The 17,542-nt window shown below is 49.1% G+C and carries 17 protein-coding genes and 1 pseudogene; 14 read left to right on the top strand and 4 right to left on the bottom strand.

Annotated features, from left to right (window positions below):
• Window positions 1-40: 40 nt before the first annotated feature.
• The 3 genes from ACLQ7H_RS20195 to ACLQ7H_RS20185 form a co-directional block, all read right to left on the bottom strand.
• Window positions 41-2,662, bottom strand: coding sequence for a fimbria/pilus outer membrane usher protein (locus ACLQ7H_RS20195; protein ID WP_411754206.1), 2,622 nt, complete (start codon window positions 2,660-2,662; stop codon window positions 41-43).
• Window positions 2,663-2,725: 63 nt separating this feature from the next.
• On the bottom strand, window positions 2,726-3,394 hold the full coding sequence (locus ACLQ7H_RS20190) for a fimbria/pilus periplasmic chaperone (protein WP_411754214.1): 669 nt from the start codon (window positions 3,392-3,394) through the stop codon (window positions 2,726-2,728).
• Between the two features lie 82 nt (window positions 3,395-3,476).
• Window positions 3,477-4,022, bottom strand: coding sequence for a fimbrial protein (locus ACLQ7H_RS20185; RefSeq protein WP_411754205.1), 546 nt, complete (start codon window positions 4,020-4,022; stop codon window positions 3,477-3,479).
• A gap of 445 nt (window positions 4,023-4,467) precedes the next feature.
• Between ACLQ7H_RS20185 and ACLQ7H_RS20180 the strand changes: the two genes are divergently transcribed.
• Together ACLQ7H_RS20180 and ACLQ7H_RS20175 are read left to right on the top strand one after the other, a co-directional pair.
• Window positions 4,468-5,238 carry a winged helix-turn-helix domain-containing protein gene (locus ACLQ7H_RS20180; protein WP_411754204.1) on the top strand — a complete coding sequence of 257 codons (771 nt, stop codon included), beginning with the start codon at window positions 4,468-4,470 and terminating at the stop codon, window positions 5,236-5,238.
• Window positions 5,231-5,695 (top strand): hypothetical protein, encoded by a 465-nt coding sequence (locus tag ACLQ7H_RS20175; protein ID WP_411754203.1) that lies wholly within the window; start codon window positions 5,231-5,233, stop codon window positions 5,693-5,695. The genes ACLQ7H_RS20180 and ACLQ7H_RS20175 overlap by 8 nt, the downstream gene beginning before the upstream one ends.
• Before the next feature lie 125 nt (window positions 5,696-5,820).
• Here the strand turns inward: ACLQ7H_RS20175 and asnA are convergent, their stop codons facing one another.
• Window positions 5,821-6,813, bottom strand: a complete 993-nt coding sequence (asnA, locus tag ACLQ7H_RS20170; protein WP_411754202.1) for an aspartate--ammonia ligase — start codon at window positions 6,811-6,813, stop codon at window positions 5,821-5,823.
• A gap of 155 nt (window positions 6,814-6,968) precedes the next feature.
• On the opposite strand from asnA, the gene asnC reads away from it, so the two are divergent.
• The 12 genes and pseudogenes from asnC to ACLQ7H_RS20110 all read left to right on the top strand — a co-directional run.
• A complete protein-coding gene (gene asnC, locus ACLQ7H_RS20165; RefSeq protein ID WP_411754201.1) occupies window positions 6,969-7,430 on the top strand; it encodes a transcriptional regulator AsnC in 462 nt (153 codons plus the stop codon).
• Window positions 7,431-7,742: 312 nt separating this feature from the next.
• On the top strand, window positions 7,743-8,183 hold the full coding sequence (gene mioC / locus ACLQ7H_RS20160) for an FMN-binding protein MioC (RefSeq protein ID WP_024484681.1): 441 nt from the start codon (window positions 7,743-7,745) through the stop codon (window positions 8,181-8,183).
• 381 nt (window positions 8,184-8,564) lie between these two features.
• Window positions 8,565-10,454: a tRNA uridine-5-carboxymethylaminomethyl(34) synthesis enzyme MnmG gene (gene mnmG / locus ACLQ7H_RS20155; protein ID WP_411754200.1), complete on the top strand. Its 1,890-nt coding sequence runs from the start codon at window positions 8,565-8,567 to the stop codon at window positions 10,452-10,454.
• Between the two features lie 140 nt (window positions 10,455-10,594).
• Window positions 10,595-11,215 carry a 16S rRNA (guanine(527)-N(7))-methyltransferase RsmG gene (rsmG, locus tag ACLQ7H_RS20150; RefSeq protein ID WP_411754199.1) on the top strand — a complete coding sequence of 207 codons (621 nt, stop codon included), beginning with the start codon at window positions 10,595-10,597 and terminating at the stop codon, window positions 11,213-11,215.
• Window positions 11,216-11,849: 634 nt separating this feature from the next.
• A complete protein-coding gene (gene atpI / locus ACLQ7H_RS20145; protein ID WP_411754198.1) occupies window positions 11,850-12,233 on the top strand; it encodes a F0F1 ATP synthase subunit I in 384 nt (127 codons plus the stop codon).
• A gap of 21 nt (window positions 12,234-12,254) precedes the next feature.
• Entirely contained in the window at window positions 12,255-13,031 is a 777-nt protein-coding gene (gene atpB / locus ACLQ7H_RS20140) for a F0F1 ATP synthase subunit A (protein ID WP_411754197.1), read from the top strand.
• 49 nt (window positions 13,032-13,080) lie between these two features.
• Window positions 13,081-13,320 carry a F0F1 ATP synthase subunit C gene (gene atpE, locus ACLQ7H_RS20135; protein ID WP_004393045.1) on the top strand — a complete coding sequence of 80 codons (240 nt, stop codon included), beginning with the start codon at window positions 13,081-13,083 and terminating at the stop codon, window positions 13,318-13,320.
• Between the two features lie 59 nt (window positions 13,321-13,379).
• On the top strand, window positions 13,380-13,850 hold the full coding sequence (gene atpF, locus ACLQ7H_RS20130) for a F0F1 ATP synthase subunit B (protein WP_121608258.1): 471 nt from the start codon (window positions 13,380-13,382) through the stop codon (window positions 13,848-13,850).
• A 14-nt stretch (window positions 13,851-13,864) separates the two neighbouring features.
• A complete protein-coding gene (gene atpH, locus ACLQ7H_RS20125) occupies window positions 13,865-14,398 on the top strand; it encodes a F0F1 ATP synthase subunit delta (RefSeq protein WP_024527380.1) in 534 nt (177 codons plus the stop codon).
• Between the two features lie 12 nt (window positions 14,399-14,410).
• A complete protein-coding gene (gene atpA, locus ACLQ7H_RS20120; RefSeq protein ID WP_179246335.1) occupies window positions 14,411-15,952 on the top strand; it encodes a F0F1 ATP synthase subunit alpha in 1,542 nt (513 codons plus the stop codon).
• Between the two features lie 57 nt (window positions 15,953-16,009).
• Window positions 16,010-16,873 carry a F0F1 ATP synthase subunit gamma gene (atpG, locus tag ACLQ7H_RS20115; protein WP_411754196.1) on the top strand — a complete coding sequence of 288 codons (864 nt, stop codon included), beginning with the start codon at window positions 16,010-16,012 and terminating at the stop codon, window positions 16,871-16,873.
• A gap of 32 nt (window positions 16,874-16,905) precedes the next feature.
• Window positions 16,906-17,542: pseudogene (locus ACLQ7H_RS20110) on the top strand (F0F1 ATP synthase subunit beta); the annotation flags it as partial.

Below are 17,542 nucleotides of genomic sequence, written 5' to 3'. Positions count from 1 at the left end.
TGATGCCTCCAAAGGGCATCATCCAACCATGAACGCATTATTAACTCATAATTGAAAAAGCTCGGGGGAGCTGATTTCCTTCACCTTCACAAGCTGAGGTAAATCGCTGGATTTCCGAGGAGATAGAGTTTTTCTTGGTTGGTATCAAGATATAACGCACGCGGCATTGCATTTGTTTATCCTCACCCCATTTGATTAGCAATGAACTCTTCTGCTCCACCACCCGAGCGTAGATCTGTCCACCTTGCCCTACAGAACCCACGTGGTTACCTTTTTGGTCAATAACGTCAGCGCCAAACGGCACCGGTTGACCTGCATAAGTCGCATTGATCAAAATTGGCGTACCGCGTTTGGTGTTATATTTCACCTTCACCACGGCGCCAGAATAGGGCACCACCTTCTGCGTCGTATTATCTAATTCCACGTCAAAAGCGGTCCCTTTAGGATCCAAACTGATTTCATTGAATTGATAAGCGTTCAAGTAGGGCACTACCGCATATCCATGGGAGTCTACGCGGATCCCTGGGAAGGAAGAGATCCTGGCTCCCTCCGCGCCTTTCGCCTCCACCAATGCAAAGGTATCGGAAGAATACGGCGTAAAGGTTATCCCACCGCTATGACCAATAAGGGTCCCACTCAGCCCCATAGAAGCACTATGGTAACCTTTGCCGGTACTGTAGGTTCCCCCCACGTTGGCCTTGGAGCCAAGATATTGGCCGTTAATTGAGCCACTGCTTCCGCCGCCCTGGTTGGTATTCATCGCCGTTATCCCGTAGCTAAGCGAGTTGCTGTCCCAAAAACTGCCGGAAATGTTGGCCTGTTGACCAAAGCGTCCATTGCTGTCGTGTGACAGATCGGCACGCAATTGAGGGGCACCCGGTCGGCTACTTTTGCCCAGCGGTAAGCTAAAACTCAACAGATAGTTGTTTTGGATATTGCCATAGCTGGAATAGCTGCGATTAACGCTCAGGCCATAGGTCAGATTTTTATAACGGTTGCTATAACCGACCTGGAACTGTTTTTCGCTGCCTTCTTTATTCCAGTAGTTCTGTAATGAACCACTGACGTAAAGCTGGCCTAAGCCCTTCGGAAGGCCTTGCCCTGCGGTAACGGAAAAGCGATTTTTTGCCCGCCATACCGACTGCCATGAGTAACCGCGGCTAATCGCATCCCGGGCCTGCATCGCGGTCATAAAGTCCATATAGCCACCGGTAGAAAAGCGATAAGCGGCCAACGACAGATTGCTGTTGGTCTCGCTGATGGCTTTGCTGTAACTGATCCGGTAACTTTGCCCGCTGATAGAGCCGCCTGAGTCATTCACACCCGGTTTATTGCCGCTAGCCAAACGGGTGTGCGCCTGCGTCACGTCGAATGCCAAGGCACCAACACGCGTGCCAAAAGCCCCTCCCAGCTGGAGAGCATAATACTGCCGGTTCACCTGTAGCCCACCATAACCGGTCACGGCATTGGTTAAACCACGCTGGTAGGTCGCCTGATAGAATTCGGGTTTCTCCCGCAGGTCATCGCTGCGCAATTTGCCAACGGTAGCCGAGTAATGTGAACTCCCTGGGCGCAGCAGTTGTGCCACTGACGCATACGGAACGCGGAATGATTGCACCGTGCCGTCGGCTTCACGTACGCTAACCTCCAGATCGCCGCCGTAGCCGGTGGGATATAAGTCATTAATCAGAAATTCGCCAGGCGTCACTGTCGTCTCATAGAGCACCTGGCCTCCTTGGCGAACGGTAACCTTAGCGCTGGTTCTGGCAATGCCACGGATCTCTGGCGCATATCCACGCTGAGATCCCGGTAACATACGTTCATCGCTGGCTAGCTGGATACCAGAAAACGGCAGGGTATCGAATACCGACCCTTGAGTATTAGAGTGACCAATCAAAAAACGCCCTAATATCGGATGGATATCCCGTTGCAAATAGGTGTTGATCGCACTGTATTTCTTCGGGCCGTTCTCCGTCCAGCTATAGGATCCGTTATGTCGTAAATACCAGGCCCCCACGTTTAAACCTGCATTGAACCCGGCAAACATAGAGTTATAACTGAAACCATGGGATTTGCTGCTAAAGGCATTGGCATTATAGCCTAGTAAAACCGCAGGTATTCCTCTATCCCATAACTCGGGGTTGATATTGCCACGTGCCATATTCAGCATGTATACTTGCGGCACGATAATATCAAGCCGCTGCTCATTACTGTCATAGCTGACATTAATTTCATTCAGATTGCGATCTAATTCTAAGCAAGCCGTTCCTTTACTTTTTTCGGTGATAAAGTCTTTCGGCAGCTTATCGTAATTAAAGCCTATTTGTTTGATGATATCGTTCGTCAGACACGGGTAAACGGATTTGTCGGCACGGGATTTAAACTCAACATCCTTATTGCCAATCAGTACGTCATTCGCATAGATAGCCGTGCGGTAGGTACCCGACATAGCCGCAGAACCATTGGAAAATCGGCTAAGATCAACAGAGGTAGCATCACTGATATTAAGAAAAGAAGAGTCAAACTCCATATTCTGTGCCACGTAAGTTGGCTCAGAGACGGCTATATTCTCAGTGGCGTAATTATTGAAACTAACAAACAGCATAGCAAAAGCCACAGGAGAGAGTTTGCACTGAACGCCTTTGTACAGAATTCTTTTCATAAAACTCCCTTTAAAAACAATCTCCTGAACATCCAGTAACTATTTATCTACTACGATTAAAAACTATTTAATGACAGTTTCAAAACTCCTGATTGCACCATAATCATTCACATATTCCCCAATTACTTTGCTTCCAGCATGGCCAGGCAGTTTAACGGTCAGGGTCGAATGAGGGGCAATCATGCTTCCTTCAACCTTTCTCCCATTAACCGCTAGCGTAACGAAGGAGACATAATAAGGTGTAGGATTGCTCGCCAGCAGGGAATTTCCTTTCCCCGTCCAGGTAACAATTTTAGCGGCCTCGTTTGCATCGCCTTGTAATCCCACGGGTCGAAAGAAGAATTTAATTCGTGAACGGAACGCCACTTGCAGGAAGTTTTCAGCGGTACTCGCCTTGTTCTTTGCCGGGATCTCCAACACGTTGAGCCAGAACACCGATTCCTTATCCGTAGGCAGTGCCTCACCGGTATAGCTAATCCGCAGAGTCTGTCCCTTGCCGGCTTCTACGCGATTAATGGGAGGCGTGAGAATAAAGGGAACCTTAATCGATTCGGGTTTAGCATTGGCATCTCCCCTATCAATCCAGCTCTGAATCAGTACAGGTTGCTTGCCAGCATTATTGAGTTTGACACTCACTTCTTTAGCATCAGAAGTGTAAATAACTCGCGTACCCGTTATCACAATGCTCGCTACCGCTGGCGCAGCCAGCAGAGAAGTTGCCATCACAGCCATTAAAAAGTTGCGTATTAAAATTCTCACGTTAATGCCTCGTAAAAATAATACTAGGGAGGTTTCCCTCCCTGGCATTGGCTACTTATTTGTACTGAATAGAATAAATAACGTTACTGGCAACCGTACCGGCTGTGGTTGCACCTTCTGCATAATACTCAACGGAATAAGGCAGGTTGGCGCTACCGCTAGCGATGTCTACGTAGATTGTCTCAGTGGTCTGGTTAGAGTTACCCGCTTTAATCACTTTCTGTGATGCGTCTGATGCGTCACGCAATTGCAGGCTGACATTAGTTGCGTCACCGGTCATATTTTTCAGACGACCAGAGACCAAATCAACCGAAGCCCCTGATTCAAAGAAAGCGGAAGCGGTTTTCAACGTCCCTTCACAGTTAGACAACGCCATGTTGAAACCGGTTTGCCCTGCAGTGTTACCCGCAGCCGTTAATTGGTTGGTTCCGACAGTAGGCAGAGTAATCAGAGCATCTGCAGTCTGGCCATCAACCATGACTTCACAGGTAGTTGCGGTCAGCTTACCATTAAAGGTGATGGTACCCGTAGAGGCAGCCTGAGCCATGCCAACAGAACCAAATACAGCAGCCAGAGCAGAAACGATTACTAACTTTTTCATATAATATATCCTTTATTACATTTTTAACGCTACGTGTTTAAAACATCCACGATCTATGGGTGTTATTTTCCTATCGCCCACAACAACATAGAACACAATGCAACAGGGTTAAGTAGTCTTACAGACTGAAGCATGATGAGTGTAACAACGTTGTTAACTTATCAGCGATATTCCCTGTTATTTGACCAGGATAATCCTAATAATTTATCTCACTTGAGGGTAGTGAAGTTTCCTTAGATCAGATAGATAAGATAAAAGTGCGGTGCTTATTTTTATGCAAAAAACATTATCATGCACATCAAAAGCATGAATAACAAAAATATAACTTAATGATATTTATAGAAAAATATCTTTTAAGATTTAACTTAGCATGCTATTATTATGGCCACTTATGGATATGGTATATTAACCAGAAAAGTTTCTTACTTATAAGTTTATGGTTGAAATGGAAAAATTCTTAATAAACGATTTAGTCGTGTTTTCTACTGAGAAAAAGTCACTAATACCCTTAAATGACACAGGGAATACAGTGTCACTCAATGGGCCAGCTAGTGAGTGCCTAACCCTTCTGTTGAAAAAAAACGGCAAGGTTATTGATCAGAAAGAGTTTTTCCATGAAGTCTGGGAGAGCAAAGGTCAATACGTTACCACCAACACATTCTATCAAAATATTTCAGTGCTCAGAAAAGCAATGAAAGCCGTAGGCATCAATGACGAGATTATTAAAACCTTGCCAAAACTGGGGATAAAATTCACGGGTAAGGTTGAAATGATATCTGCTGAACATGAGCTATATAATCCAAGTGAAAACAGTCAAGCTGATATAGACGTTAGTAAAGAAATAGAAATAACTATTTCGCCTAATAATAATAAAAGAAATACCATTGGGTTGATAACATTACTCTTTATTGCATTTTCTATATTAGTATTCACTATTATGGATAATCTAAAATACAAAACAAACTATCTATCCTTATATGAGAGTATCGGTGAAATAAATCAGTGCTTAGTAAAAGCAAAAGGGTCTGACACAACCAGTTATAAAAGTGAACTTATTTCATTATTCAACCAAAGTGGTTTAATTTGTAATAAAGGCCAGACAGCTTACATCACACCAAACAGTCTTAAAAATAAAGGTTCTATTATTATATGTAATCCGGAAAACAATCTGGAGTCATGTATTACTTATAGTTTTACCGAGAGCCATCATGAATAAAAAAATAAAAATCCTTGGCGGAATAATAACAGTATTAGTTTTGTTTTCACCGTTATTGGTTAATTATTACTTTAAATATAAAGAAAATAATTTCTCATGCCGTGGAAAAATGAACGTAACAAAATCGGGTGCTGAATATTCATCCTCTATGGAATTTAACTTCAAAGATGGTAAAGGGAAATTTTACTCCATTGGCCAGTTTAGTGATGCTGATAATAAAAATAAAAAAGTGATCATACACTTTAACTTTACCTATCTGTATCACAACAAAAACGATGTCGTACTGGTCTCTTCAGAGGGGATAAAAAACAGTGAGTTAGTTGCATTGCTTTCTCCTCTGCTCCCTGATTTCTTTTTAACCAAGCAGAGGGGGATTATTTTCGAAATTCATCGGCAAGATAGCAACTACGTGTTTATAAATGACAATATGCCCTACCTTTTATGTTCCAAAAAGTAGGGCATAGGGAAAATATTGAGGATCTTGCCGTATAGCACAGCAGATGCTTACAGTAGCATCTGCTGCAGGTGGACACTTCCGCTATTTGATTTGGGGAAGCGTCCGCCAGCTGAGGGTTTTATAGTTTAGAGCAGCCCATCAACGCTATCGCGTACTTCAGGTCCCCACACGCCGCACTGTACCTGACCGATATGCGACAGTTGCAGCAACAGCATCACCAGGCGTGATTGACCAATACCGCCACCAATGGTCTGAGGCATTTCACCGCGCAGCAGAGACTGATGCCATTCCAGCTTCAGGCGATCCAGATCGTCGGTCAAGGTCAGCTGATGTTGCAGCGCCGCCGCATCGACACGGATGCCCATTGAGGAAAGTTCAAACGCATCCTGCAACACCGGGTTCCACACCACGATGTCACCGTTCAACCCTTTCAACCCTTCGACACCTGGCGTGGTCCAGTCATCATAATCCGGTGCACGTACGTCATGGGATTTGCCATGTGACAGCTCGCCACCAATACCAATCAGGAATACCGCCCCCAATTCTTTGGCAATCGCACGTTCACGACCTTTGGCATCCAGCTCGGGGTAACGTTGCAGCAGCGTTTCGCTGTGAACAAAGTGGATCTGTTCTGGCAGGAACGGTGCCAGACCAAATTCACGGCTCACCGCGGCTTCCGTTTCTTTTATAGAGGCATAGATCCGCTTAACGGTATCTTGCAGGTAAGCCGGGCTACGTTCGCCATCTCCCATAACACGTTCCCAATCCCACTGATCGACATACACCGAGTGGATCGGCGTCAGGCGATCTTCATCCGGGCGCAGCGCTTTCATATGGGTATATACGCCTTCGCCCGCGCTGAAATCGTTGTCGCCCAGGGTTTTACGCTTCCATTTAGCCAGCGAGTGCACCACTTCAAACGTCGAATCCGGCAGGCTTTTGACTTTCACCTGAACGGCTTTTTCACTGCCAGAAAGGTTATCTTGAGTACCGTCACCCAGTCGGCTGAGGATCGGAGCCTGCACTTCAATCAGGCCAAGCTGCTGTTCCAACTGGCGGGAGAAGAAGGATTTTACGAAGCTGATTTGTTGTTGTTTTTGGATAAACTGCTTTTTCATTGCCGTATCTCTTGAATAATCTGTCTAGTTGCCAATGATTAAGCAACAGAATGGCACCTAAATTCAATATCCATTAATCAATATTGCCTTTTCGCTTTTAATCAGTCATTTTTAAGCGGTGATAATTCAACAATCAGCAATTAAAGGGGCATTTAATGGCAGAAATTTATCAGATCGATAATCTCGATCGCGGCATCCTCAACGCATTAATGGAGAATGCCCGCATGCCTTACGCCGAACTGGCGAAGAATTTTACCGTCAGCCCCGGCACCATTCATGTGCGGGTGGAGAAGATGAAGCAAGCCGGGATCATCACCGGAACGCGGGTTGATGTGAACCCAAAACGGCTGGGCTACGACGTCTGCTGCTTTATCGGCATCATATTGAAGAGTGCCAAGGACTACCCTTCGGCGCTGAAAAAGCTCGAAAGCCTGGAGGAAGTAGTGGAAGCCTATTACACCACCGGCCACTACAGCGTGTTTATCAAGGTGATGTGCCGTTCGATCGACGCGTTGCAACAGGTACTGATCAACAAGATCCAGACCATCGACGAGATCCAGTCAACAGAGACGCTGATCTCGTTGCAAAATCCTATCATGCGTACCATTACGCCTTAGGTTGGCGTTTAGCAGGCGTTCATATCATCGATTAAACCCGAAGATTACGTAGCGTAATAAAAAATTTATTGGCCAGTGAGCTGATGGCACGCTGGCGACTTCCTTCCTTGGCCCGCCTCCCTTTTTGATTAAATAACTTCAAATCAAAACATTACACCAAGAAAATGCCGTTATTCTGTGAAAAATTAATCCCTTAATCTCAGCTCCAGCGTTAAACAAGATCGTTATACCCATATTATCCACAGGTAGATCCCAGCTGATTCACAGAGTACAATACGGCCTCTTGAGTATAAGGTTGGGATCATTTCATTCATGGCAGACATCACTCTGATCAGTGGCAGCACGCTTGGCAGTGCAGAATACGTGGCTGAACATTTGGCCGAGAAACTCGAAGAAGCCGGTTTCTCAACGGAAATGCTGCATGGCCCTGAATTGGATGAATTGACGCTGTCAGGCCGCTGGTTGGTGGTTTCCTCCACTCACGGTGCCGGTGATTTACCGGATAACTTGCAGCCGCTGTTGGAACAACTGGCAGAGCAGCAACCTGATTTATCCCAGGTGCAGTTTGGTGCCGTCGGTTTGGGCAGTTCTGAGTACGATACCTTCTGTGGTGCGATCAAACAGATCGACGATCTTTTCCAGGCTCGTGGAGCGAAAAGGATCGGCGATCGTCTCGAGATCGACGTGACCCAACATGAAATTCCCGAGGATCCTGCCGAAGAATGGCTGAAGAATTGGATTATTTTACTCTAATTCGGTTAAAGATCGCGCGAACGATTGTGTATAACTAGGCTTGAAAGCAGGGTATAACCGGTAGTTATCCCAATAACAACCGTCGTACACTTTTCCATCTGTGGATAACATGCCATTTAGATCCCAGCTTATACTGGCCAGGATCACCGATCATTCACAGCAAACGATCCTACTTAATCGGCTGATCTTTCTCTGGAATAATCACTTATCCACAGAGGATCTCGATCCTAATAAGAGATCTAATAAAGAGATCTTTAAATAAAAAAGATCTTCTTTTAATTACCTAAGATCCTGACCGCTTGGTCAATCGACTAAACTTGAGTAGAATCCTCCCCCCAGGGCAAACAACGATCGTTCGCAAGTACTCCGAGGTGCTGTTCCATGTTTTATCCAGAGCAATTTGACGTCATTATCATCGGTGGTGGCCATGCCGGAACCGAAGCCGCCATGGCTGCGGCACGTATGGGACGTCAGACTTTATTACTGACCCACAATATCGACACGCTGGGACAAATGTCCTGTAATCCGGCGATCGGTGGTATCGGGAAAGGGCATCTGGTCAAGGAAATCGATGCACTCGGCGGGCTGATGGCCAAGGCTATCGACCATGCTGGTATCCAGTTTAGGATACTAAACGCCAGCAAAGGCCCGGCAGTGCGAGCCACTCGAGCTCAGGCAGATCGCGTCCTGTATCGCCAAGCCGTACGTACCGCATTGGAGAACCAGCCAAACCTGATGATCTTCCAACAACCGGTTGAGGATCTGATCGTCGAGAACGATCGAGTGGTGGGTGCGGTGACCCAGATGGGGCTGAAATTCCGCGCCAAAGCGGTAGTATTGACCGTAGGCACCTTCCTAGATGGCAAGATCCACATCGGCCTGGAAAACTACAGCGGTGGCCGTGCTGGGGATCCTCCGTCGATCTCTTTGTCACAGCGTCTGCGTGAACTGCCTCTGCGTGTCAATCGCCTGAAAACGGGTACACCTCCCCGTATCGATGCACGCACCATCGACTTCAGCGTTCTGGCTGAGCAGCATGGTGATACGCCAATTCCAGTGTTTTCTTTCCTGGGTAACGCCAGCCAGCATCCACAACAGGTGCCGTGCTATATCACGTACACCAATGAAAAAACCCATGACGTGATCCGCAACAACCTCGATCGTAGCCCGATGTATGCCGGGATCATCGAAGGGATCGGACCGCGTTACTGCCCTTCGATCGAAGACAAAGTCATGCGCTTTGCCGATCGTAATGCGCACCAGATCTTCCTGGAACCTGAAGGGTTAACCAGCAACGAGATCTACCCGAACGGGATTTCCACCAGTTTGCCGTTTGACGTACAGATGCAAATCGTTCGTTCGATGGAAGGGATGCAAAATGCCCGCATCGTTCGCCCTGGTTATGCCATCGAGTACGATTTCTTCGATCCACGCGATCTGAAACCGACGTTGGAAAGCAAATTTATTCAAGGGCTATTCTTCGCAGGCCAGATCAACGGCACTACCGGTTATGAAGAAGCTGCCGCACAGGGCCTGTTGGCCGGGTTGAACGCCGGGCGTTATGCCGTTGAAGACGAAGGCTGGTCACCACGCCGCGATCAGGCTTACCTGGGGGTGCTGGTGGACGATCTCAGTACGCTGGGCACCAAAGAGCCGTACCGCATGTTTACCTCACGTGCCGAATATCGCCTGATGCTGCGTGAAGACAACGCCGATCTGCGCCTGACGGAAAAAGGCCGCGAACTGGGGCTGGTAGACGATGAGCGCTGGCAGCGCTATTGCGAAAAGCTTGAGCACATCGAACAGGAACGCCAGCGTCTGCGTGATATCTGGGTGCATCCGCATTCAGAGAACGTCGAGCAGGTTAACGTCCTGCTGAAAGCGCCTCTGTCACGTGAAGCCAACGGCGAAGAACTGCTGCGCCGCCCGGAAATGGATTATGGCCAACTGACTGCGGTAGCTGCTTTTGCTCCTGCACTGGCAGATACCGAAGCCGCCGAGCAGGTAGAAATTCAAGTGAAATACGAAGGCTATATCGCTCGGCAGCAAGATGAGATCGACAAACAGCAACGCAACGAGAACACCGTGCTGCCGCTGGATCTCGATTATCGTCAGGTATCCGGATTGTCCAACGAGGTGATCGCCAAACTGAACGATCACAAACCTAACTCGATCGGCCAGGCTTCGCGCATTTCTGGTATCACACCTGCCGCGATCTCCATTTTGTTGATCTGGCTGAAAAAGCAGGGCTTACTGCGCCGCAGCGCATAAATCCGCTTACCGAGTGGCCGTTTGCCTATCTGCTGAGCAAACGGCCGCTGACATCACCTCAAGCCTGAATTATCATAGACTGCCTTAGAGAGCAGTTGCAGATTGGCCTGCTGTTCCAACGCCTGTCAGAGGACTCTGTTGTGCAAAAAAAATTGGATTCGTTGCTTTCGGCGGCTGGAATTTCGCTTCCCGATCAACAAAAACAGCAATTGTTGGGTTATGTCGCGATGCTCGACAAGTGGAACAAGGCTTACAACCTCACTTCCGTTCGCGATCCGCAGCAAATGCTGGTGCGTCACATCATGGACAGCATCGTGGTGAATGCCCATCTGACAGGTTCACGCTTTATCGATGTTGGCACCGGCCCTGGTTTGCCAGGCATTCCGTTGGCGATAGTGCGGCCCGATGCCCATTTCACCTTGTTAGACAGCCTGGGCAAGCGCGTACGCTTCCTGCGTCAGGTACAGCATGAGCTGGGGCTGAACAATATCGAACCGGTACAGAGCCGTGTGGAAGAGTTTATGGCAGAACCGCCGTTTGATGGCGTGATTAGCCGGGCTTTTGCATCACTGCAAGATATGTTGGCCTGGTGCCACCATCTGCCAGCCAAAGGACAGGGGCGTTTTTATGCGCTGAAAGGGGTTTGCCCACAAGACGAACTGGCCCAGTTGCCCGAGGGGATTTCTCTGGAGTCGGTGGTGCGTTTGCAGGTGCCGGAGCTGGAGGGCGAGCGCCATTTGATCGTCCTGAAAGCCCACTAAAGCCAAATCAGAATTGTTTAGCATCAAATAATCAGCGATTGGTGTAGGGTACAGAGGGTAAATAGCAAGCAAGCTAATCAGATTGGCTTCCTGTAGTTTATTTACCTTTGGTTAACATGATTATGCCAAAAATGCATCATTGCAGCAGGCGATAGTCACGTTAGCAACAATGTGTGAAAGATTCCGATTTGCTGTAAGTGTTAATTTGCTGTTGGTTTATTCCTCCTGTGAATGTCAATAAAAGGTTTTTACGGGGTATAAGGATTGTTTTTGAACGGTTACGATGTAATGATTTGATTTATAATATTTTTTGATCGCTCAAAAAGCTAAAGACCCGGGCCGTTAACCTGGGCTATAACTCATTAATAGTCAGTATTGTGATCGGTTGCACGTTTCTTACCGCAACTGTGGAATAGTCAGACAAATAAATACGGCAGATTATTCCGACCATTTTCTTGTGAAAATAGCCCGAAAAGGGGAAATTTAAATAATTGTTCACCTTTTCGCTACTTATCGATTGAATTCGTTGGAGTGGCCCGTATAATTTGCTCGTTTTTTGCTGCTTGACTCAGAACCGCAAAGGCAGTTTTATACGTCGGCATACCCCCTCAGGGGTACGGAGAGAACAAACGTCATGTCTGTGTCCCTGTACAGCGGAAAAGTTGCACGCAAGTTGCTGTTGCTGCAGTTAATGACTTTTGTTTTGATCAGCGCTGCTTTCGGCCTGAAAAGTCTGGAGTGGAGCGGTTCGGCACTGGCAGGTGGCTTGGCTGCCTGGTTACCCAATGCCATGTTTATGCTGTTTGCCTTGCGTCATCAGGCTCAGACGCCGGCACCTGGACGGGTTGCCTGGTCGTTCGCCATTGGTGAAGGGCTAAAGGTCGTGATCACCATCGTTTTGCTGATCGTGGCGCTTGGGGTGTTCAAAGCGACGTTTGTACCGCTTGGCCTGACCTATTTAGCGGTGTTGATTGTGCAGATAGTGGCACCCGCCGTGATTAACAGTTACCGAAATTAACTAAATAAGGGTAGAGGCATCATGTCTGCAGAGGGATTCAACAGTCCACAGGAGTATATCGGTCACCACCTGACGCAGTTTCAGGTCGGGACTGGGTTCTGGTCGATTAACGTCGACTCGATGTTTTTCTCCGTCGTCCTCGGGGTAGTTTTTCTGGCTATTTTCCGCAAGGTAGCCAAAAACGCCACCAGTGGTGTTCCCGGCAAGCTGCAAACCGCCGTTGAGCTGATCGTCGGCTTTGTCGACAACAGCGTCAAGGATATGTATCACGGCAAGAGCAAGGTGATTGCTCCGCTGGCGCTGACGGTGTTCGTCTGGGTGTTCCTGATGAACCTGATGGACCTGATCCCGGTTGATTTCCTGCCGTATATCGGAACCCAGCTTGGTCTGCCGGCATTGCGTGTCGTCCCTACCGCTGACGTGAATATCACGCTGTCGATGGCGTTGGCCGTGTTTATCCTGATCCTGTTCTATAGCATTAAAATGAAAGGCATTGGTGGGTTCGTCAAAGAGTTAACCATGCAGCCGTTCAACCACCCGGTATTTATTCCCATTAACCTGATCCTTGAAGGTGTCAGCCTGCTGTCCAAACCTGTTTCACTGGGTCTGCGACTGTTCGGCAACATGTATGCGGGTGAGTTGATCTTCATCCTGATTGCTGGTCTGTTGCCGTGGTGGTCACAGTGGATGCTGAGTTTGCCTTGGGCAATCTTCCACATCCTGATCATTACGCTTCAAGCCTTTATTTTCATGGTTCTGACGATCGTCTATCTGTCGATGGCGTCTGAAGAGCACTGATTTTCTTAAAACACTTGCACTATTAAACTGAAACAAACTGGAGACTGTCATGGAAAACCTGAATATGGATCTGCTGTACATGGCTGCCGCTATTATGATGGGGTTAGCGGCAATCGGTGCTGCGATCGGTATCGGCATCCTGGGTGGTAAATTCTTGGAAGGCGCTGCACGTCAACCTGATCTGATCCCGCTGTTGCGTACACAGTTCTTTATCGTTATGGGTCTGGTTGACGCCATCCCGATGATCGCTGTTGGTCTGGGTCTGTACGTGATGTTTGCTGTCGCGTAAGCAGGGTTCACAACTCTGCAAACAAACCACATTATTAACTTTTATAGAGGCATTGTGCTGTGAATCTTAACGCAACAATCCTCGGCCAGGCTATCGCGTTCATCCTGTTTGTCTGGTTCTGCATGAAGTATGTATGGCCGCCGATTATGGCTGCCATCGAGAAGCGTCAGAAAGAAATTGCTGATGGCCTCGCTTCTGCAGAACGTGGCAAAAAAGATTTGGACTTAGCGCAAGCCAATGCGACCGACCAGCTGAAAACTGCCAAAGCGGAAGCCCAGGCGATTATTGAGCAAGCAAACAAACGCAAAGCTCAGATCGTGGACGAAGCGAAAGCAGAAGCCGAGCAGGAACGTAACAAAATCGTGGCGCAGGCTCAGGCTGAGATCGAAGCCGAACGTAAGCGCGCTCGTGAAGAGTTGCGTAAGCAAGTCGCGATGCTGGCAATTGCCGGTGCCGAGAAGATCATCGAACGTTCCGTGGATGAAGCTGCTAACAGCGACATCGTTGATAAACTGGTCGCTGAACTGTAAGGAGGGAGGGGCTGATGTCTGAATTTATCACCGTAGCTCGCCCCTACGCCAAAGCAGCTTTTGACTTTGCCGTTGAGAACCAAAGCGTAGAACGCTGGCAGCAAATGCTGGCGTTTACTGCTGTTGTCACTCGTAATGAACAGATGGCGGAACTGCTTTCCGGTGCTGTTGCACCTGAAACCTTGTCCAACACGTTTATTGCGGTTTGTGGCGATGAGCTCGACGAACATGGCCAGAACTTTATCCGTGTAATGGCCGAAAATGGGCGTTTACTGGTCCTTCCTGCGGTGCTGCAACAGTTCATCGAACTGCGCGCCGCGCTGGAATCCACCGTCGAAGTCGAGGTGCTCTCATCGAGCGCACTGAACGACACACAGCAAGCCAAGATTATCGCTGCGATGGAAAAACGTCTGTCACGCAAAGTTAAGCTGAATTGCAAAATTGACAAGTCTGTACTGGCCGGTGTCATTATCCGTGCCGGTGATCTGGTGATCGATGGCAGCGTACGTGGCCGTCTCGAGCGCCTGGCAGACGTCTTGCAGTCTTAAGGGGACTGGAGCATGCAACTGAATTCCACCGAAATCAGCGAACTGATCAAGCAACGCATTGCTCAGTTCAATGTAGTGAGCGAAGCTCACAATGAAGGTACCATCGTTTCCGTCAGCGACGGGATCATCCGCGTACACGGTTTGGCCGAGGTTATGCAGGGCGAAATGATCGCACTGCCAGGCAACCGTTACGCAATTGCATTGAACCTGGAGCGTGACTCTGTAGGTGCCGTGGTCATGGGTCCGTATTCGGATCTGGCCGAAGGCATGAAGGTAAAATGTACCGGCCGTATTCTGGAAGTTCCGGTTGGCCGTGGCCTGCTGGGCCGCGTAGTCAACACGCTGGGCGCACCTATCGATGGTAAAGGCCCGGTTGAAAACGACGGTTTCTCTCCGGTTGAAACTATCGCACCTGGCGTTATCGAACGTCAGTCTGTTGATCAGCCTGTACAGACCGGCTACAAATCGGTCGACGCCATGATCCCAATCGGTCGTGGCCAGCGTGAGCTGGTGATCGGCGACCGTCAAACCGGTAAAACCGCCCTGGCGATCGATGCGATCATCAACCAGCGCGATTCCGGCATCAAATGTGTTTACGTGGCTATCGGCCAGAAAGCGTCCACCATCGCTAACGTGGTGCGCAAGCTGGAAGAGCACGGCGCACTGGCCAACACCATCGTGGTTGTGGCTACCGCGTCAGAATCCGCTGCACTGCAATACCTGGCGCCATATGCCGGTTGCGCGATGGGCGAATACTTCCGTGACCGTGGTGAAGATGCGCTGATCGTATACGATGACCTGTCCAAACAGGCCGTTGCTTACCGTCAGATCTCCCTGCTGCTTCGCCGTCCACCAGGTCGTGAAGCTTACCCAGGCGACGTATTCTACCTCCACTCCCGTTTGCTGGAGCGTGCTGCGCGTGTTAACGCCGACTACGTTGAAGCCTTCACCAAAGGTGAAGTCAAAGGCCAAACCGGTTCACTGACTGCTCTGCCGATCATTGAAACTCAGGCGGGTGACGTTTCCGCGTTCGTTCCGACCAACGTAATCTCGATTACCGATGGTCAGATCTTCCTGGAATCCAACCTGTTTAACTCCGGTATTCGTCCGGCGGTTAACCCGGGTATTTCCGTATCCCGTGTGGGTGGTGCAGCACAGACCAAGATCATGAAAAAACTGTCCGGTGGTATTCGTACCGCACTGGCACAGTATCGTGAACTGGCTGCGTTCTCTCAGTTCGCTTCCGATCTGGACGATGCAACGCGTAAACAGCTGAGCCACGGTCAGAAAGTGACCGAGCTGCTGAAACAGAAACAGTATGCGCCGATGTCCGTCGCACAACAGTCTCTGGTGCTGTTTGCCGCCGAGCGTGGCTACCTGAACGACGTAGAAGTGGCGAAAGTCGTCAGCTTCGAAGCCGCTCTGGTTGCTTTTGCGGATCGCGAGCATGCCGAACTGCTGAACCACATCAACCAAACTGGTGCTTATAACGATGAGATCGAAGGCAAGCTGAAAGGCATCCTCGATACCTTCAAGGCAACCCAGTCCTGGTAACGCATAGCGGCCTGCCGTTGTAAGACGGCAGGCCGCTGGCAATGAGGAGAAGCAGAGATGGCCGGCGCAAAAGAGATACGTAGTAAGATCGGCAGCGTGCAAAACACGCAGAAGATCACTAAAGCGATGGAAATGGTCGCCGCCTCCAAAATGCGTAAATCGCAGGAACGCATGGCGGCCAGCCGTCCTTATGCAGAGACCATGCGCGAGGTGATTGGTCACCTGGCTTTAGGGAATCTGGAATATAAGCACCCGTACCTGGATGAGCGTGACGTTAAGCGCGTCGGGTATCTGGTGGTGTCTACTGACCGTGGTCTCTGTGGCGGCTTGAACATCAACCTGTTCAAGAAGCTGTTGGCAGAGATGAAACGCTGGTCTGAAAAAGGCGTTGAAGCTGATTTAGCGCTGATTGGCTCAAAAGCGGCCTCTTTCTTTGGTTCCGTGGGCGGCAACGTGGTTGCCCAGGTGACTGGCATGGGGGATAACCCTTCCCTGTCGGATCTGATCGGTCCCGTGAAAGTGATGCTGCAAGCCTACGACGAAGGTCGTTTAGACAAGCTGTACGTTGTCAGCAACAAATTTGTTAATACGATGTCCCAGGAACCGCAGTTACTGCAACTTCTGCCATTGCCACCTTCTGATGACAGTGAACTGAAGAAAAAATCCTGGGATTACCTGTATGAACCCGATCCAAAAGTGCTGCTTGATACCTTGCTGCGCCGTTATGTGGAATCGCAAGTTTATCAGGGCGTCGTGGAAAACCTGGCCAGCGAGCAGGCCGCACGAATGGTCGCGATGAAAGCCGCAACCGATAACGGCGGTAGCCTGATCAAAGAGCTGCAGTTGGTATACAACAAGGCGCGTCAGGCCAGCATCACTCAGGAACTCACCGAGATCGTTTCGGGAGCCTCCGCGGTTTAAGCTAGGTTTACGAATTACGTAGAGGATTCAAGATGGCTACTGGAAAGATTATCCAGGTAATCGGCGCCGTGGTGGACGTCGAGTTCCCTCAGGATGCCGTACCGAAAGTGTACAACGCTCTTGAGGTTGCAAACGGCACCGAGAAATTGGTGCTGGAAGTTCAGCAACAGCTGGGTGGCGGCGTGGTTCGCTGTATCGCAATGGGGACCTCAGACGGTCTGCGTCGTGGTCTGGCCGTAACCGACCTGCAGCACCCAATTGAAGTACCGGTAGGTAAAGCTACCCTGGGCCGTATCATGAACGTATTGGGTGAACCAATCGACATGAAGGGCGACATCGGCGAAGAAGAACGTTGGGCTATTCACCGCCCGGCGCCAAGCTACGAAGAGCTGTCCAGCTCCCAGGATCTGCTGGAAACCGGTATCAAGGTAATGGACCTGATCTGCCCGTTCGCCAAGGGTGGTAAAGTAGGTCTGTTCGGTGGTGCTGGTGTGGGTAAAACCGTAAACATGATGGAGCTGATCCGTAACATCGCGATCGAGCACTCCGGTTATTCTGTGTTTGCGGGCGTGGGTGAACGTACTCGTGAGGGTAACGACTTCTACCACGAAATGACCGACTCCAACGTACTGGACAAAGTTTCCCTGGTTTACGGCCAGATGAACGAGC

Source organism: Serratia sp. (in: enterobacteria) (assembly GCF_046715635.1).
Classification (GTDB): Bacteria; Pseudomonadota; Gammaproteobacteria; order Enterobacterales; family Enterobacteriaceae; genus Chania.
Note: the sequence above shows the minus strand (reverse complement) of the source record. Positions and strands in the feature narration are given on the sequence as shown.

Excerpts from the sequence above, each read along its gene's own strand:
- ACLQ7H_RS20195 (WP_411754206.1), bottom strand. The coding sequence starts at position 2,662 with ATGAAAAGAATTCTGTACAAAGGCGTTCAGTGCAAACTCTCTCCTGTG.
- ACLQ7H_RS20190 (WP_411754214.1), bottom strand. The coding sequence starts at position 3,394 with ATGGCTGTGATGGCAACTTCTCTGCTGGCTGCGCCAGCGGTAGCGAGC.
- ACLQ7H_RS20180 (WP_411754204.1), top strand. The coding sequence starts at position 4,468 with ATGGAAAAATTCTTAATAAACGATTTAGTCGTGTTTTCTACTGAGAAA.
- asnC (WP_411754201.1), top strand. The coding sequence starts at position 6,969 with ATGGCAGAAATTTATCAGATCGATAATCTCGATCGCGGCATCCTCAAC.
- mioC (WP_024484681.1), top strand. The coding sequence starts at position 7,743 with ATGGCAGACATCACTCTGATCAGTGGCAGCACGCTTGGCAGTGCAGAA.
- atpB (WP_411754197.1), top strand. The coding sequence starts at position 12,255 with ATGTCTGCAGAGGGATTCAACAGTCCACAGGAGTATATCGGTCACCAC.
- ACLQ7H_RS20175 (WP_411754203.1), top strand. The coding sequence starts at position 5,231 with ATGAATAAAAAAATAAAAATCCTTGGCGGAATAATAACAGTATTAGTT.
- atpH (WP_024527380.1), top strand. The coding sequence starts at position 13,865 with ATGTCTGAATTTATCACCGTAGCTCGCCCCTACGCCAAAGCAGCTTTT.
- ACLQ7H_RS20185 (WP_411754205.1), bottom strand. The coding sequence starts at position 4,022 with ATGAAAAAGTTAGTAATCGTTTCTGCTCTGGCTGCTGTATTTGGTTCT.
- atpE (WP_004393045.1), top strand. The coding sequence starts at position 13,081 with ATGGAAAACCTGAATATGGATCTGCTGTACATGGCTGCCGCTATTATG.
- asnA (WP_411754202.1), bottom strand. The coding sequence starts at position 6,813 with ATGAAAAAGCAGTTTATCCAAAAACAACAACAAATCAGCTTCGTAAAA.
- atpI (WP_411754198.1), top strand. The coding sequence starts at position 11,850 with ATGTCTGTGTCCCTGTACAGCGGAAAAGTTGCACGCAAGTTGCTGTTG.
- atpG (WP_411754196.1), top strand. The coding sequence starts at position 16,010 with ATGGCCGGCGCAAAAGAGATACGTAGTAAGATCGGCAGCGTGCAAAAC.
- atpA (WP_179246335.1), top strand. The coding sequence starts at position 14,411 with ATGCAACTGAATTCCACCGAAATCAGCGAACTGATCAAGCAACGCATT.
- mnmG (WP_411754200.1), top strand. The coding sequence starts at position 8,565 with ATGTTTTATCCAGAGCAATTTGACGTCATTATCATCGGTGGTGGCCAT.